The sequence below is a fragment of the Vibrio sp. Vb1026 genome, assembly GCF_033338745.1.
In the GTDB taxonomy this organism is placed as follows: Bacteria; Pseudomonadota; Gammaproteobacteria; order Enterobacterales; family Vibrionaceae; genus Vibrio; species Vibrio alginolyticus.
This window is the reverse complement of sequence record NZ_JAWOTH010000006.1, coordinates 170,449-186,843: the sequence shown is the minus strand read 5'-3', so window position 1 is coordinate 186,843 and position 16,395 is coordinate 170,449. Positions and strand designations below refer to the sequence as shown.

Annotated in this window: 17 protein-coding genes; 9 read left to right on the top strand and 8 right to left on the bottom strand. The window is 46.1% G+C overall.

The features are described 5' to 3' along the window. Positions 1-180: 180 nt before the first annotated feature. The 3 genes from R7E47_RS12130 to R7E47_RS12120 are packed head-to-tail and all read left to right on the top strand — an operon-like array spanning position 181 to position 6,089. The gene (locus R7E47_RS12130; RefSeq protein WP_024015935.1) at positions 181-1,125 is read left to right on the top strand and encodes a thioredoxin family protein; all 945 of its coding nucleotides are present in this window, start codon (positions 181-183) and stop codon (positions 1,123-1,125) included. Positions 1,126-1,127: 2 nt separating this feature from the next. Beyond that, the gene (locus R7E47_RS12125; protein ID WP_024015936.1) at positions 1,128-2,516 is read left to right on the top strand and encodes a conjugal transfer protein TraH; all 1,389 of its coding nucleotides are present in this window, start codon (positions 1,128-1,130) and stop codon (positions 2,514-2,516) included. Positions 2,517-2,519: 3 nt separating this feature from the next. After that, positions 2,520-6,089 carry a conjugal transfer protein TraG N-terminal domain-containing protein gene (locus tag R7E47_RS12120; RefSeq protein ID WP_064497034.1) on the top strand — a complete coding sequence of 1,190 codons (3,570 nt, stop codon included), beginning with the start codon at positions 2,520-2,522 and terminating at the stop codon, positions 6,087-6,089. A gap of 32 nt (positions 6,090-6,121) precedes the next feature. Here R7E47_RS12120 and eexS read toward each other — a convergent pair whose 3' ends face one another. From eexS to R7E47_RS12085, 7 genes are read right to left on the bottom strand one after another with little or no spacing between them, the layout of a single operon-like run. Further along, positions 6,122-6,553: an entry exclusion protein EexS gene (gene eexS, locus R7E47_RS12115; RefSeq protein WP_024015938.1), complete on the bottom strand. Its 432-nt coding sequence runs from the start codon at positions 6,551-6,553 to the stop codon at positions 6,122-6,124. 57 nt (positions 6,554-6,610) lie between these two features. Continuing rightward, a complete protein-coding gene (locus R7E47_RS12110) occupies positions 6,611-7,144 on the bottom strand; it encodes a FlhC family transcriptional regulator (RefSeq protein WP_000566755.1) in 534 nt (177 codons plus the stop codon). After that, positions 7,141-7,440, bottom strand: coding sequence for a flagellar transcriptional regulator FlhD (locus tag R7E47_RS12105; protein WP_000210563.1), 300 nt, complete (start codon positions 7,438-7,440; stop codon positions 7,141-7,143). The genes R7E47_RS12110 and R7E47_RS12105 overlap by 4 nt, the downstream gene beginning before the upstream one ends. Next, positions 7,437-7,985, bottom strand: coding sequence for a lytic transglycosylase domain-containing protein (locus tag R7E47_RS12100; RefSeq protein ID WP_024015939.1), 549 nt, complete (start codon positions 7,983-7,985; stop codon positions 7,437-7,439). Before R7E47_RS12100 ends, R7E47_RS12105 begins: the two co-directional genes overlap by 4 nt. Next, a complete protein-coding gene (locus tag R7E47_RS12095; RefSeq protein WP_024015940.1) occupies positions 7,972-8,634 on the bottom strand; it encodes a DUF6475 domain-containing protein in 663 nt (220 codons plus the stop codon). Before R7E47_RS12095 ends, R7E47_RS12100 begins: the two co-directional genes overlap by 14 nt. Then, positions 8,621-9,490, bottom strand: a complete 870-nt coding sequence (locus R7E47_RS12090) for a hypothetical protein (RefSeq protein ID WP_028867980.1) — start codon at positions 9,488-9,490, stop codon at positions 8,621-8,623. Before R7E47_RS12090 ends, R7E47_RS12095 begins: the two co-directional genes overlap by 14 nt. 55 nt (positions 9,491-9,545) lie before the next feature. Next, complete coding sequence (locus tag R7E47_RS12085; RefSeq protein WP_022609764.1) at positions 9,546-9,797, bottom strand: helix-turn-helix domain-containing protein; 252 nt, start codon at positions 9,795-9,797, stop codon at positions 9,546-9,548. 117 nt (positions 9,798-9,914) lie between these two features. Here R7E47_RS12085 and R7E47_RS12080 point away from each other — a divergent pair, with 117 nt between their 5' ends. The 5 genes from R7E47_RS12080 to R7E47_RS12060 all read left to right on the top strand — a co-directional run bounded on the left by R7E47_RS12080 (position 9,915) and on the right by R7E47_RS12060 (position 14,948). Further along, on the top strand, positions 9,915-10,562 hold the full coding sequence (locus tag R7E47_RS12080) for a LexA family protein (RefSeq protein WP_000854920.1): 648 nt from the start codon (positions 9,915-9,917) through the stop codon (positions 10,560-10,562). Between the two features lie 256 nt (positions 10,563-10,818). Continuing rightward, complete coding sequence (gene prfC, locus R7E47_RS12075) at positions 10,819-12,408, top strand: peptide chain release factor 3 (protein WP_318084318.1); 1,590 nt, start codon at positions 10,819-10,821, stop codon at positions 12,406-12,408. Between the two features lie 94 nt (positions 12,409-12,502). Then, a complete protein-coding gene (locus tag R7E47_RS12070) occupies positions 12,503-12,700 on the top strand; it encodes a DUF5363 family protein (protein WP_005380125.1) in 198 nt (65 codons plus the stop codon). Continuing rightward, entirely contained in the window at positions 12,687-13,460 is a 774-nt protein-coding gene (locus R7E47_RS12065; RefSeq protein ID WP_005380129.1) for a TatD family hydrolase, read from the top strand. The genes R7E47_RS12070 and R7E47_RS12065 overlap by 14 nt, the downstream gene beginning before the upstream one ends. A gap of 204 nt (positions 13,461-13,664) precedes the next feature. Then, positions 13,665-14,948 (top strand): NupC/NupG family nucleoside CNT transporter, encoded by a 1,284-nt coding sequence (locus R7E47_RS12060; protein ID WP_005380131.1) that lies wholly within the window; start codon positions 13,665-13,667, stop codon positions 14,946-14,948. A gap of 358 nt (positions 14,949-15,306) precedes the next feature. Here the strand turns inward: R7E47_RS12060 and R7E47_RS12055 are convergent, their stop codons facing one another. Further along, complete coding sequence (locus tag R7E47_RS12055) at positions 15,307-15,441, bottom strand: hypothetical protein (RefSeq protein WP_005391675.1); 135 nt, start codon at positions 15,439-15,441, stop codon at positions 15,307-15,309. 90 nt (positions 15,442-15,531) lie between these two features. Between R7E47_RS12055 and deoC the strand changes: the two genes are divergently transcribed. After that, a complete protein-coding gene (deoC, locus tag R7E47_RS12050) occupies positions 15,532-16,308 on the top strand; it encodes a deoxyribose-phosphate aldolase (RefSeq protein ID WP_005380133.1) in 777 nt (258 codons plus the stop codon). Positions 16,309-16,395 lie beyond the last annotated feature (87 nt).

Here is a 16,395-nt window from a genome sequence, read left to right as displayed (position 1 = left end):
TGATAGTTCGATGTCCGCTCCTAGCTCAAAACGGAAAACCATATTTTTGGCTCATTAAAGTTAGCTGTTACTGGTCAAGACAGCTAGTCAGAAACACACACGATTCATTCATCTATCTGGCTAATCGCCCTGACGGGGATCTTTAGCATGTTAGCTCTATGAAATTTTCTGGAGCTGACAATGAGAACCCCCTTGTTCCCTTGGTTCATCCTATGGGTGACCATCCCAATCATTATTTTCTTGCTATTCATCTTGCCCGCCCATGCCAGTGATGGACCATTCTATCAGCGTGGTCAGGAAGGCTGGTTTTGGTATCAGGTTATTCCTGAACCTGAGCAGCCTGATGAGCTGATAGAGCCGGAAACTGGTGTCGTGGAGTCCAGTCAGAGCGAACTAAAGCCCTTCAGTGCCGCATGGTTCCGAGAGCATATGCAATCGTTCATGGACAAGGCAATTGATGAGCCGACGAATGAGAACGTCAGAGCCTATCTGTATCTCCAGCGCGTCATGATGGATAAGGGCTCACAGTTTGCTGATGTTAGTCAGCAGGTGGTCATGGGCGATCCTGTTTTGGATGAAATCAGTCGCAGACCCTTGGCGACCTATGCTGCCAATCGGATGGATCGAGAAGCTGGCGCTCAACGTGATGTAGCTTTAGGTGAAGTAGCGAAGCGGGCTGGTTTGTTCTTTTTCTATCGTTCGGATTGCCCTTATTGCCATGCTCAAGCGCCTATCATCGAATCTATGGCCTTGAACTATGGGTTCGAGGTGTTTGCTATTGCTGTCGATGGCTTGCCTTTACCCGGTGGAGAGTTTCCCAATTACAAAGTCGATTCAGGACAAGCCCAATCCTTGTCCGTTACGACTGTCCCTGCCGTGTTCTTAGTTGACCCGCCTAACGTTATTACTCCGATTGGACAAGGCGCAATGAGCCTTGATGAGCTCAATAATCGAATCATTCTCGCAGCCCATCAAGCCGGTTGGATTGACGATCAAACTTACTATGCCACCAGACCTGTTCAACCCGGCGTGTCACTCGCGATGTCAGCCCAAGAGCTTAACGAAAAGATATTACAGGACCCTGAGTTCCTTGTTCGCTATCTGCGTGCACAAGGAGGGTTATAACAATGAAAAAAGTAATCCGAGTATCGCTAATCGCCTGTGCGATTGGTTTTTCATCTATGAGCCAAGCAAGCTTGCAACAGGAGATGAACCAGTTGTTTGGTTCAATGACCAACACCACTGCGCCTGGTGTATTCGAGAGTCAGCGGCGTGGCGTTATATCTGGAGGAAGCGTTGTTGTTCGTAACAGGATCATGAACGAGAACCTCGTCTCTATGGTGCCACCGTCATTCCAAGCCGGTTGTGGCGGCATTGATATGTTCGCGGGAAGTTTGTCATTTGTTAACGCGGATCAGTTTGTTCAATTACTTCGCTCTGTTGCTGCAAACGCCAAAGGATATGCATTCCAATTGGCGCTCAGTGCTATGTGTGAGAAATGCTCCCAGCACATGGAGACACTGCAAAAGAAAATCCAGCAGTTGAACGAATATTTTGGCAATTCCTGTCAAATGGCTCAGGGAGTCGTGAACGATACCCTAGCTGCTTTTGGTAAGAAGGGGCAAACAGAGGCCAGCATGTTGAGCTCACTTAAAGGGGCTGGAGACATTTTTACCAGTTGGAGTGAATCCAATGGTAAGAACCCATATGAGAACGCTTCGAGTGTCGCGGCATCTGATGTGAACAAAACGATTAAAGGTAATTTGGTTTGGCGAGCATTGAAACGTCACTCGGCATCAAGCTGGTTTGCATCTGGGGATGACCGTTTTCTTGAAGCGGTTATGTCCGTGACGGGCTCGATCATCGTTGGTGATTTAGCGAATGCGGCTGATGGTCAAGGTAAAGCCCCAAAACTGACCAGACTGAATGGCAATAAAGTGACTATTGAACATCTAATTCATGGCGGTAACGTCGCTATGTACCGATGTGACACAGTGACGCAAGACGGTTGTCTGAACCCAATAATCACTAACGTGACTCTTACCGGGTTATCAACTCAGGTAGAAAATTTACTTCTTGGTACAGGTTCTAGTAACGGCATTATTTTTAAGTTTGCTCGAAATACAGGGGCTGCTAGCGCCACCGAAAAGGCTTTTATGACCTCGGCTCCTGCCAGCATTGGGGGCATGATTCGAACTCTTTCTGCATTAAATGAAGGGGCCGCTAGGTCGTTTGCTTCACGAGCGGCACCATTTATTGCTGTTGAGATGGCCCGAGCATTAGTTGAAGACATGCTCAATGCAGCTAGAAGTACCTCCGGTGTGGAAGATCATGCCTATGCGAAGTTATTAACGGAAGACCTTGAACGTGCACGTCGCCAAATCAATGAGGAGTACGCCGCGTTGCAGCGAAGATACGGCTCAGAGCAAGAGTTGCTGGCACATTTTAACCAGGTGATACAGACCATTCGCAAACAGCGTTATTACACCGTTAAATCTACGGCGCTGGGGGAATAGGTCATGTGGGAAATCTATTCCATCGGGGATTCGGCTTTTTTAGAGCAGGTCCTGAACGCTGTCGCGATGATCACTGGTACAGGCGATTTTACTTCAATGGTTCGCATTGGCTTGCTCATTGGGGTATTGATGGTCTCTGTCCAGGCCTTAATGCAAGGCGGTCGTGGGATTAACTTTCAACACGTTTTAGTCTCATGGCTAGTCTTTGCAACCATGTTTGGACCCAGTACCCGAGTGAGCATTGAGGATGCGTACACCGGACAAGTTCGAGTGGTTGATAATGTGCCCATCGGTGTTGCTGCCGCAGGTAGTACGATTTCGACTGTTGGCTTTCAAATCACGCGATTGTTTGAAACCGCCTTCTCAACTCCCGCGATGACGGAATACGGCTTTGCATCCAGTTTACAGTCACTGATTAAAGTGAGAAAACAGGTGATGGATCGCTCTGGGTTGGGTGATGCAAATCGTGTCGGCGGCTCGGACATCGAGCAATCGTGGTTTAACTACATCAAAGAGTGCACCTTGATTGGTATCGACATCGGCCAAAAGAACCTCGATCAGGTGCTGAGTGATCCTAACCCGATGACAGCGATTAGGTTTGATTCGCGCATTTATGGCACTCGAATCATGCTCAGTGGTAGCAGTAGCGATCTGGACTGCACCGATGCCTATAGCCAACTGAAACTCATGACAGAATCAACCTTCATTCCAAGGCTTAAACAGGTTCTGTCAGCCTCATTGGGGACTTCGTCAGCAACGGACACTGATGACGTGATCCGAAATGCACTGAATAACCTTGGTTTGGCTTCGGTTAACACCCAAGAGTATATGACCGCGTCAGTGCTTTTGCCTATTTATGAGCAAAGCGTGACGGGCAAGTATATGGATGATCAAGCTTTCACCGCAGCCGTTATGGTTAACCAAGCGATTGAGCAGCGTAATACGCAATGGGCGGCGGAGCAGACCCTGTTCCAGAGTATCGTTCGTCCGATGATGACGTTTTTTGAGGGGTTCATTTACGCCATCACCCCATTGATGGCCTTTGTGATAGCCCTTGGCCAAATCGGGATGCGAATGGCTGGGAAGTACTTGTTAATCCTGCTTTGGATTCAACTTTGGATGCCTGTCATGGCCATCATTAACCTGTATATTCATTTAACCGTTGCAGGGAAAATGTCTGCTCTTGATGCCTTTGCAGGTACAGAAGTGCCATCTTTTGCTGGGATGATGCAGATGGATTCAGTGCTGCAAACCTGGATAGCTACTGGCGGCATGTTGGCGTCGAGTGTTCCGGCGATTTCGCTCATGCTCGTTTATGGCTCAGCAATAACCGCTACCCACTTGGCTGGGCGTCTACAAAACGGTGATGCCATTGATGAAAAGCTGGCAAGTCCAGATGTCGCGAAAAATGCCCCGGTAATGCAATCACAGTCAATGTTCCAAAATTCAGCCCTCACTGGTTCTGCTATGACCGGCGCGTCAAACCTACTAAGCAGTTTCTCTGTCGGAAACGCAGTGGGTTCAATGGTCGGCTCTGCAAAAGAATCCATGACTCAGGCAACTCAAGCCTTTAGCCGTCAGGTTGGCAATACCATGAGTCGAACCTTTGGTGAAAAGCTAAGTTACGACAACCTTTCTTCGGTTGGACGTCAGATTGGTTCTTCTAACTCCGCATCTAGCGCCGTTGTTAATCAGGTTACTGATGACCTGCAAACTCGGTATGGTTTTGGAGACGATAAAAAAGATGCTGTACGTGGCTTGGTATCGGGCGTGCTATCGGGAGGCCTAAGGGTCGGTGGCGATGGAACCATTACTAATCCCGGTGAGAAAGAAGTTGCTGATAAGGGCTTTCTTGGAAGGCTTCTTGGTACTGGCGGCAATGATTCTCCACAGGGCAACTTGCCAGGAGTCGATAAGCCAGACTCATCTCGTGTACCAAAACTATCAAGGGTACGAGCAGGGCTGGATTTAGGTGGTAACTTTAGTGGCCAAGTTGAGTCGTCAGAAGGCAGTTCTCGATCTACGACCGCAAATACGCTCACTGGGGAGATGCAAAGCTTGGCATTAAGTGATTCACGACGTGCTGAGTATCGCGATGCGATGGTTAAGGACCTTTCAGATTCAAGACGTTCTGGCGTTGAAATGTCGTTGTCTAACCAAGACTATCAGTCACTTCAGAGTTCAGCACAAGACGTTGTCACGGCATCAAATCGCTTTAGTGAGCTTGATCAGGCCAGCTACAGTCTATCAGGACAAAGAAATACTGATGGTGCGACGTTAACCCGATTAGCGGCGGACAATCCTGAAGTCATGGATTATTTAGGTCGCTATATGAACCAGCATGTTGAAGCAGGTAACCGTTTACGTGAAAACCTTCCAATGTATCAGCGCTTGCTACCTGATGATAATCAGGCGTATGTAGCGGCAGCTATGGAGTCTTTAACCTATAGCAACTCTTCAACGCCCGCTGAACGCGACAATGATTATCAAGCTGCAATGACGGTTATGGCCATGGCTACCGGAGCCGATTTACGATCAATTCAGCCGCGCTCAAATGAAGGCTTGTCATCAACTGCACCTACTTTTGGTGGTACTCAAAGCCAAGTTGAATCGGGTGTATTGGGCGGCTACGAGGATGCAGCAACAGTTCAAACTCAGTTCAACGCAGCTCAATCGGCTTACCAAACCAATCTGTCTGGTATAGATGGACAGTTGAATGCGCATCAGCAGCAAGCTCAGCAGGCCGTAGCTACTGACACAAGTACCTATCAATCTGGACTAAACAGTGAAGCTGGATCTCAGTGGCGATCACGCATTATGGCTGATGATAGCGGAGTTTCTGGTGCTGAAATGTTCTTCAACAGCGCCAGTGCTATTGGTGATTTCAGTGGCAAGCATACTGATGCAGCTCTGCATACCTTGAATCACTTTGGCGAAGACTATGAGAGTTACAAAGAACAAGCGCTTGAAGATCCTGGCTCACGAGGTTTCTTGCACAACGCAACGGTGGCCAGCAAATCAACCTGGGATGGGTTAAAAGCCGCCGTTGATGCCGGAACCTCTTTGGAAAATCCATTGACGGCGTTTAATGATGCATACAGTGGATCGAGTTCGCAGTATGCCTCCGAAGTAAACTGGGGCACTAAGTCTGAAGCCATGTTGGCGGGGGCATTTGGTGCGGCAGTTAACAATCGATATGGTGAGTTCTTAGAACAGTATGCCGATGATTTCAAACAGGAAGCATACAGCGAAGGGCAGAGAATGGGATTGACCCCGATTCAAAGTCAAGTGTTCGCTCAAGCTTTCAATGAAGGTTTGGCGGGACGCGTATTCAACTCTGAAGACTCATCGAGTTGGTCGCCTGAAATGCTAGGTCTAAGGGAGCAAATGCTAAATGAGTATCGTCAAAAGGATGAGAGTGGCGCTTACATCCCTGACAGTGTGTCTGAAGAAGATAAAGCATTTGTGGATAAGCAGATAGCGGTGATCTCAAATGCATCGCTTGCGGGAGATTATGCTCAGAACAACTTGATCGATATTAGGGCTTATAACCAGGCATCAGGAAGGAACTGAAAATAGAAGGTAGCCAGCTTGTGGTTGGCTGGCTATTTTTTTGGCTTTTTGGGATACCTTGGATAAAAGCCATCAAAAAACGAATGGAGCTTATACCAATACCATTTTTCTTCAATGCTCAAAGTTCTACCCGAATCTTTAACTTGGCTACTCAAGAATCTAATTCCAGTACAAATAGCTAAGAAAGAGAGTCCCAAACCAACAATTGTCCAACTCGCTTGCCAATATGCGATTGCTACAAGCATAGTGATTATGGCTATAAGTCCGATGGGATTACAGGTCGCTTTGAAACCCAAGTAGCTGAAAAAAACGACGGTGCAGAACAGAAATGGCAAAGCCGCTAACTTGGCAGATGCCGTTAATATTTCTGAAGGAAAGAAATGAGCCGCAGCCAAAGTCGCCAGAAAAAGCCCCAGTGATATAAACCAGCAGCGTGCTGGTAAAGATTTAAGTAAGTTTGTCATCTTCTTAGTACTCTCAAAGTGCACGGGAGGTGCACAATCAAATCATGCATCTGCATGTTAGTTCTCAAAAAGTGCTCTAGTGGTTTGCTCGGCCATAATCTCGCACACAGGACATTTAAGCTGAATGCGCTGTTGTGATACCGTCAAATACAGACTGCCGCATCGACACCGGTGTAAGGATGCAAGCTGTGATCTTAAATCACGAGCTAGAACCCAACCTTCATTGATGGTCAGTTTTTTCCAGGGGATCTCAGCTGGAAGATCTGCTTCTTTTCTTGCAACCAAATACGCATCGTAAGCCTTCATCAAAGCATCGATATTTAATTGCTTGTAGACATTATCACCACCAATATTGACATAAAGCGCCATAAGCAGGGAGCCTTCAACTAATGCTCTTCTGCTTTTGACGATGGCATCAGATTCTGGCAATTGACCAGGACAAGGTGACTTGCCAGTCACTTCTTTGTGGAGCCTTCTGATAATGTGGATTGGCAAACCTGTATCGAGCGCGATAATGGTTGTTCGAAATCCGTATTTAATAAGCAGCGAGGCTCGGGTAAATAGCTCACTTTTGGACAGGTTATCAATCATGCATCCCCCTTGTTGTTTAGGGTTGATAATAAATAAGCGATTCTTGGGATACCTGTGCCTTTGCTCTTCACCATCTCAATCAGTTGGCTTTGGTTACCCCTTGGTTGAAACAGCATGAATGATGAGGTCGCCACTCGTTGCAGGTCGTCAACACCAGCATTAATCAGAGCATCAACCACGTCGCGTGTAAGTCCAAAGCGCAAGACGGCCTCTTGCGGATCAATTCGCGCCAATTCTCGTGCTGCGTGTAGGTACGCCAAATTTAATTGATAGAAGTCTTGTTGATTGGTTGTCATTGACGGACCTCCAGTTCATGTAAAATATTGCGATAGATAGAAAGCACTCTTTGCCCATACCAGCGTGCACGCTCTTCGTTCCAACTGTGATAGCGGCCTATGCCAAGCTCTAAATCATTTGGTGAAGACTTGATTGCTTCGGCCAAAATACTTGAGCCGACCGTAAGGTTGGTGATGGGGTCTAGCAGTTCCGCTGCTGAGCTCACCCGATGCCCATGCCAATGCAAATTGATTTGCATAAGGCCAATATCGAGCTGATATTTTTCAGTCTCTTGCAGTGCCTGGTTTAACAGTTGCTCTGCTTCTGTCTTAGATTTGGCGTAGGTTGCGTTTGAACCATTGCGAATTGCGTATGGCCATGGACTGGTCATGTTGAGACCACGATGTGAGGCCGACTCAGCCAAGGCAACGGCGTAGAGCATGACTGGATCAATACCAACGCTATGTGCTGCTTTTTCCCACTGATAGCCCGGAAACGCATAGACTGAAGTGCTTGCGGACATGGCTATCACTAGGGCAATGGTTTTTGCTTTAATCGTTTTCATTTTTGTCCTCTAATTGATTTCCGAGAAGCGCCTGAATGGCTTTCGGGCTTATTCTTTTTAATGGCACTGCGCTAAAGTCGGCGATGCCTCTCGTATAAACTTGTGCCGCTTTTGACCAGTCGCCTACGGCAACCGGCGCTTGCATATCAAATCCTTTTTGCTGGTTCTGATGGTCTGCAATACCCTGTAATAGCCTTGGGTATTCACCCACTTCGTCCCGCAGCAAGTAAGCCTGGTAGCGTGTTAAAAACTCTTTTTGCTTAAAGGGGTATTCCCTGTCATCAACCTTGCAGAGTTCAACCCATCCACCCATGTCTGAAATCACGCGGTGGATAAGCGCATCGTCAAACATCACGGATGTCCAAGCGCCAACCTGACGAACAGCCTTGTCAACTTTGTTCCAAGCAACCATGGCTCTTGAACCTGAGTTGCCGTCGATATGCTTGATGACGTCAGCGGGCTTTGGAAAAAATTGCCCAGTATCCGGTGATTGAATATGCCGAGTCAGACCGATTCGCACTTCTTCAATGCTATAAGCACGAAGGGCTTCAAATGCGATGGATAGCAATTGCGGTGATACGCTTTTGCCATACATGGCCCAAGCTGCTCCCCAAATTTCAGCAAACTCGCGTTTATCAACCTCCTGCACTTGAACGAACCTCCCGAATACCTGGTCCGGCCCAGCTTTCAGCAATGCGGCGATTGCTTTCTTCAATATTCAATTGGTGATTGCTGCCCTTTAGGCTCGTCGATGATTGCTGTACTTCATCAATGCGAACGTACTCGTCTTCCCATTGCCGGTTTAAAAGCCAGTTATGTGGCATAGGGGTCTTAGTCCGATCTTGATACTGCAATCGGTTTTCTCGTTGCTCTTTCCAGCGTGTTAGCACTTCCAAGGCGAGTTCATGGTCTTCATTGAGGCCCATGCGTAGCCATTCTTCTTTGGCTTTCGCTTTTTTTTCTTTGCGTATTTGTACATCCCAGAAGTCTTCAAACTGTATGTGGTCAACAGTTTTAACTGTTGGTTTATTGCTTCCCTCAGAGTCATCCGACCGTTGAGAGTCCCTTACCGGGTTGCCATCAGGCATAAACAATGATGAAAATTCTTCTGGTAGCCGAGCTTGAAAAGCGGCAAGAGATTTCAAAAGTGATACCATACCAATGAAGTCGGCAGGTACATCTTTAAGCAACCGAAAGGCTGCTTTACCTTGGTTTGGGTTTTCGATTGGGTTGTGCTTCAGAAAGCTCCGAATCAAAGTCCAACCGGATTCCTCGCAACGAATGAGGAACTGATCTTGTTCTAACTCATTTAGAGCCTTGGCAACCTGTTGCTCATCCCAGTTCAAGTCAGAAGCAACGTAACCAATCGGCAATCGAAAGCAGCCAAGCAAATTACAATGTGGGCATGTAAGCAAATACAGTCCTAGCAACTTCGCTGAGTCACTCCAGGACAAAACGTTTTGCTTTAGCCAAAAGCGGGTATAGACCTTGCCATAATCACGCATGGAGGTACTCGCTTTTGTATTTACGTAAAATGCTGACCATTACTTGCCCTTAATCCTACTGGTTACTGGCTTTCAGCTCGCTTTGGCATTCGGGGTAGATGTCCGGTCTTAACTGAGATCGGGTTACCTGTCCTTGCGTAGCTTGTTCGATGGGTAAAACGAATTCAGCGGGAACACGCCCTGATTTATTCAACCAAAACCAGACGTTTTGCTGTTTTGAGTTGATGGCTCTTGCTAATGCTGATTGCCCGCCGACCAAGTCAATGGCACGGCGGAGATGTTTTTGTGTCGTTTTGAACACTTCCATACCGTCTCCTGTTACAATAATAACTGTTACAAGATTGAATGTTACAGTTTAAACTGTAGATAAGTCAACAGTTAAAATTGTTGAAAGACTACAGTTTTATTTGTAAAATGCGGGCTTATGAAAACTTTATCCGAACGACTAAACCATGCCTTGCAGCTTACTGGGGTAACTCAGTCTGAGTTGGCTCGTCGCATTGGTATCAAACAGCAGTCGATCAGCCAGATTTGCTCTGGTAAATCGGCTAGGTCTCGTTACACCATGCAGATCGCGGAGGCGCTTCGCGTGAATGCTCATTGGCTCGCCACAGGTGATGGCGAGATTGGCTTGGGGGTCGGTAATGTAGAAGTCGGGCCTGATATTAAGGGAAGAATTCCTCTCATTAACTGGGTTCAGGCCGGTGATTGGACTGAAATAGCGGAGGGATTTGCCCATGAAGATGCTGAGGAGTGGCGTGAAGTCACTGGGAAAGCACATGAGGGTTGTTTCGCACTTCGCGTAAAAGGCGACAGTATGGAAAATCCAAGCGGAAAAAAATCCATACCTGAGGGGGCAGTGATCGTTGTTGATCCTGAGTTACCTTACTCTTCAGGTTCATTGGTTGTTGCGCGTTTGGATGATTCGAAAGAAGCAACCTTTAAGCAGTTGGTTATTGATGGTGAACAGAAGTATCTAAAACCTTTGAACCCGCAATACCCTGCAATACCGATCAACGGCAACTGCACCATCATCGGTGTAGTACGACAAGCTATCATCGATTTCTGGTAGCGAAGGAATTTGTGGTTTAGCCACAGTTGTTCATTAGCTGAAGAAGCAACGATTGCAAACAGCTACAACTGAGCATTGGTGCACGCTGAGAGTAAATGGTAACCGATTAGATAACCATTGATTGTTTATAAAGTCAAGATCAGCGAAAATAGCGGCCAATTACGATTAACACGACGGATTTGACAAGCGAAGAACTGAAAAGAGAGTACTTCCAAAAGTGTGTACAAATCCGTGTACAAACTAAAAGAATTTATACATGGCAAACCAAGATTTTCTTAATGAAATCAATAAGCGAAGGACCTTTGCTATCATCTCTCACCCGGATGCGGGTAAAACCACCATTACTGAAAAAGTACTGTTATTCGGAAACGCGATCCAAAAAGCAGGTACGGTTAAAGGTCGTGGTAACGCACAGCACGCAAAATCAGACTGGATGGAAATGGAAAAGGAACGTGGTATCTCGGTTACTACTTCTGTAATGCAGTTCCCTTACAACGATTGTCTGGTAAACCTACTTGATACGCCTGGACACGAAGACTTCTCGGAAGATACTTACCGTACTCTAACGGCAGTTGACTCATGTCTGATGGTTATCGATGCAGCGAAAGGTGTTGAGGACCGTACTCGTAAACTAATGGAAGTTACACGTCTACGTGACACGCCAATCGTAACCTTCATGAACAAACTTGACCGTGACGTTCGTGATCCAATGGAAGTATTGGATGAAGTAGAAAACGAATTGGGCATGATGTGTGCGCCAATCACATGGCCAATCGGCTGTGGTAAAGAGTTTAAAGGTGTTTACCACATTCACCGTGATGAAACGATTTTATACGAATCAGGTCACGGTCATGAGATTCAAGAAGTTCGAATCATCAAAGGTCTCGATAACCCAGAGCTTGATGAAAAAGTTGGTGCAGGCCTTGCGGAAAGTGTTCGAGAAGAGCTTGAGCTTGTCATGGGTGCTTGCCCTGAGTTTGATTTGGAAATGTTCTTAACAGGTGACCTGACGCCAGTTTACTTCGGTACTGCATTAGGTAACTTTGGTGTGGATCATATGCTAGACGGTCTAACTGAATGGGCTCCAGCGCCGAAAACTCGTCAAGCGGTTGAACGTGAAGTTGAAGCGACTGAAGAGAAGTTCTCTGGTTTCGTATTTAAGATCCAAGCGAATATGGACCCAAAACACCGCGACCGTATCGCATTCATGCGTATTGTATCGGGCACTTACACGCAAGGTATGAAGATGAACCACGTTCGTCTAGGTAAACAAGTAAGTATCTCTGATGCGGTAACCTTCATGGCTGGTGACCGTTCACGTGCAGAGCACGCTTATGCGGGTGACATCATTGGTTTGCATAACCACGGCACTATTCAAATTGGTGATACTTTCACGCAAGGAGAGTCTCTGAAGTTCTCTGGTATTCCTAACTTTGCGCCTGAATTGTTCCGTCGTATTCGTTTGAAAGATCCATTGAAGCAGAAGCAGCTACTAAAAGGCTTGGTTCAGCTTTCTGAAGAAGGTGCGGTACAGGTATTCCGTCCACTGCAAAACAACGATCTGATCGTTGGTGCGGTAGGTGTGCTTCAGTTTGACGTGGTTGTGGCTCGTTTGAAATCTGAGTATAACGTTGAAGCGATTTATGAAGGCATTAACGTTGCAACTGCTCGTTGGGTTGAGTGTGGTGATGCGAAGAAACTGGATGAGTTCCAACGCAAGAATCAAGCGAACTTAGCATTGGATGGTGGTGATAACCTAACGTATATCGCTCCAACAATGGTTAACTTAAACTTGGCGAAAGAGCGTTTCCCTGACGTTGATTTCCGTGCGACGCGTGAGCACTAATTTGCGCGGTTAGGGTAAGCCTTAACGCAAACTAGATTTTAAAACGCCCTTGGCTATAAACTTAGCCAAGGGCGTTTTTATATAAGGATAAGATATGAATTGGTTTAAACGTGGGCTAAAGCGTTACGACAACTGGTGTAAAGAGATGGGGTTAACTCCCGATCAGAAACGCAGTTGTGTCCCATATCGAAAAGACCCAGCCCATCAAACTGAAGAGAAGAGTGAAGCCCAACCATCCTCTGATTTTCTGCCCGCAGATACAGATAAAAAGCGTCAAGATGAAGCTCTTTGATACGCACTGCCACTTTGATTTTGATGTGTTTCAAGATGACTTTGCACATCAACTTGAGCTTGCTCAAACGCAAGGCGTCGCAAGAATTTTGATTCCTTCCGTCGGTCCGCAAAACTGGGCTCGTATTCAAACTTTGGCAGAGCAACATGCCAATTTGTATTATGCGCTCGGCTTTCATCCGTATTTTCTTGAAGATAACGTTGAGCAGCACCTTACAGAGCTAGAAGGCTATCTAAATCAAAAAGGGCAGCAGTGCGTGGCAATAGGAGAGTGTGGTTTAGATTTTGCCATTGATGTTGATCCACAGTTGCAAGAAAAGATACTTGAAGTTCAATTTGAGCTGGCTAGACGCTTCGAACTCCCAGTTATTTTACATAGCCGAAAAGCGCACAATCGCCTCATTCAAATGGTGAAAGCGGCGAATCTCCCTAGAGGTGGTGTGCTACACGCTTTTTCTGGGAGTTATCAGCAAGCCATGGAGTGGGTCAAATTAGGTTTTTTTATCGGTGTAGGAGGAACGATTACCTACCCAAGAGCCAAGAAAACACGCGACGCAATTCAAAAATTACCACTCGAAAACCTAGTAATCGAAACAGACGCACCAGATATGCCTATACTTGGATATCAAGGGGAGTCAAATCACCCAGCCAAACTCATTCACGTCTTTAATGAGCTCGTAGAGTTGCATAACGGCCGAAAGCAATCGATTGCCTCTCAACTGTGGAAAAATAGCAATTTTGCTTTCTCGATATGTGAATAAAATCTAAAGATGTGGTTTGAAATCGAAAACGTTTTCCTGCTTATTGTGAATTAACTCACAAAGCTGGTTGAATCAATCATGAATCTTATAGGAAAGTGTGAGGCTGGCATTACTTTAATTGATTCTGCATGAGTATAATTGCCCCCGCTTTATAGCTCCATTTTGTAACACGCCAATAAATAACTTATAAGGAAGTCATAAACTATGAGCCTGTTTATGAGCCTAATCGGTATGGTAGTGCTTCTTGCGATTGCAGTGGCATTTTCTAACAACCGAAAAGCTATCAACTTTAGAACTGTGGGTGGCGCATTCGCTATCCAATTCGCATTAGGTGCATTTGTTCTGTATGTACCTTGGGGCCGTGATCTACTAAACGGTTTCTCTTCAGGTGTTTCTAACGTTATCAACTACGGTAACGATGGTTCATCATTCCTGTTCGGTGGTCTTGTTTCTGACAAGATGTTCGAAGTATTCGGCGGCGGCGGTTTCATCTTCGCATTCCGTGTTCTTCCTACACTGATCTTCTTCTCTGCACTGATTTCAGTTCTTTACTACATTGGCGTTATGCAATGGGTTATCAAGATTCTTGGTGGCGCACTACAAAAAGCGCTAGGCACTTCTCGTGCGGAATCAATGTCAGCGGCAGCTAACATTTTCGTAGGTCAAACTGAGGCACCTCTAGTTGTTCGCCCATTCGTTCCAAAAATGACTCAATCAGAGCTATTCGCGGTAATGTGTGGTGGTCTAGCTTCTGTTGCTGGTGGTGTACTAGCTGGTTACGCATCTATGGGTGTTCCACTAGAGTACCTAGTTGCGGCATCATTCATGGCAGCACCAGGTGGTCTACTGTTCGCTAAAATCCTTCACCCAGAGACTGACCAGCCTCACGAAAGTATCGAAGAAGCGATGGACGGCGGTGACGACAAACCAGTTAACGTAATCGACGCAGCTGCGGGCGGTGCGGCTTCTGGTCTACAACTTGCGCTTAACGTAGGTGCAATGCTAATCGCATTCGTTGGTCTAATCGCGCTAATCAACGGTATGCTAGGTGGCATCGGTGGTTGGTTCGGCATGCCAGAACTAACACTAGAGCTAATCCTAGGTTACGCGTTCTCTCCACTAGCATTCCTAATCGGTGTTCCATGGGCAGAAGCTGTAACAGCTGGTTCATTCATCGGTCAGAAAATCGTAGTGAACGAATTCGTTGCTTACTTGAACTTCACACCATATCTAGGTGAAAACGCTCAAGTAATCGCGGCAACCGGTGAAGTAATGTCTGAGAAGACAACAGCTATCATCTCATTCGCACTATGTGGTTTCGCGAACCTTTCTTCTATCGCGATTCTACTTGGTGGTCTAGGTAGCCTTGCACCAAACCGTCGTAGTGACATCGCTCGCATGGGTGTTAAAGCAGTTCTTGCAGGTACGTTGTCTAACCTTATGGCAGCGACAATTGCAGGCTTCTGCTTAAGCCTTGCAGCACTATAATTAGAATCGGTTCTTAATATATAGACGCCGTTTTACATCATGCCCTGTAGCAAGAGATTGCTGCGGGGCATTTTTCGTTTTTCGGGCTCCAAAATTTCATCGGGTGTTTGCCTTAGTCGAGGTATTACGCAGTCAATGGAATAGGGGCTAGGAAATTTTGAGATACAAACCGTTTGCGCTCTATTTGGTGCTACAGTTTTGCGGTGAAACTCTATAATGTATTAATCACAGGATAGTGGTTAAGCTTGATTCTTAATCACGTAATGAATATTACATAATCGATGGGCAAATGAATTGCCCTGCAATATCAGATCTAATAGGCGTTTTGCTTTGTGATGTGATATTAAAGACACCGCAATCATAGATTGTTGTGCCATAGGCCAAACTGGTACTGTGCGGTGACAAGGATAGCAATTGGCATATGATAAATTTTCGCTGTATATGCCGAGTCTTCAGGGAACCAAGTCCGTTCATTAATAGACTGTTTAGCCATTTACTCACATTGTCTCGACTTGTTGATTATAGTTAAAGACGTGATGTAAGGCTGAGTAGTGAATTTTTTGAATATTGATCGGAGATAGAAATGAGCGATTTAAAAGCAGCAGCGCTACGTGCACTTAAACTTATGGACCTAACTACGTTGAATGACGATGACACTGATGCAAAAGTGATCTCACTATGTCATGACGCGAAAACAGCAGTAGGCAACACAGCTGCAATTTGTATTTACCCTCGCTTTATTCCTATTGCTAAGAAGACACTTCGTGAGCAAGGTACGCCAGAGGTTCGTATTGCAACAGTAACGAACTTCCCACATGGTAACGACGACATTGAAATCGCAGTTGCTGAAACAAAAGCGGCGGTTGCTTACGGTGCAGACGAAGTTGACGTAGTTTTTCCTTACCGCGCGCTAATGGCGGGTGATGAGAAAGTAGGCTTCGAACTAGTTAAGCAATGTAAAGAAGCTTGTGGTGACATTCTTCTTAAAGTGATCATCGAAACAGGTGAACTAAAAGAAGAAGCACTAATCAAGAAAGCATCTCAAATCTGTATTGAAGCAGGTGCTGACTTCATTAAAACTTCAACTGGTAAAGTGCCAGTAAACGCAACACCAGAATACGCTCGCATGATGCTTGAAGTTATTCGCGACATGGGTGTTGCAGAAACTGTTGGTTTCAAACCAGCAGGTGGTGTGCGCACTGCTGAAGACGCAGCAGCATACCTAGCAATGGCTGACGAAATCCTAGGTGACAACTGGGTTGATGCTCGTCACTACCGTTTTGGTGCGTCTAGCCTGCTAACCAACCTACTAAATACATTAGAAGTATCGGACGACGTCGCTGATCCAACAGCGTACTAATTCCAATAATACGTCTGAACGGTAGCACCTAAACGGGTGCTACCAAACCTCTTCTATCCTACTACAACCATGGCTCAAAAGAGCTTG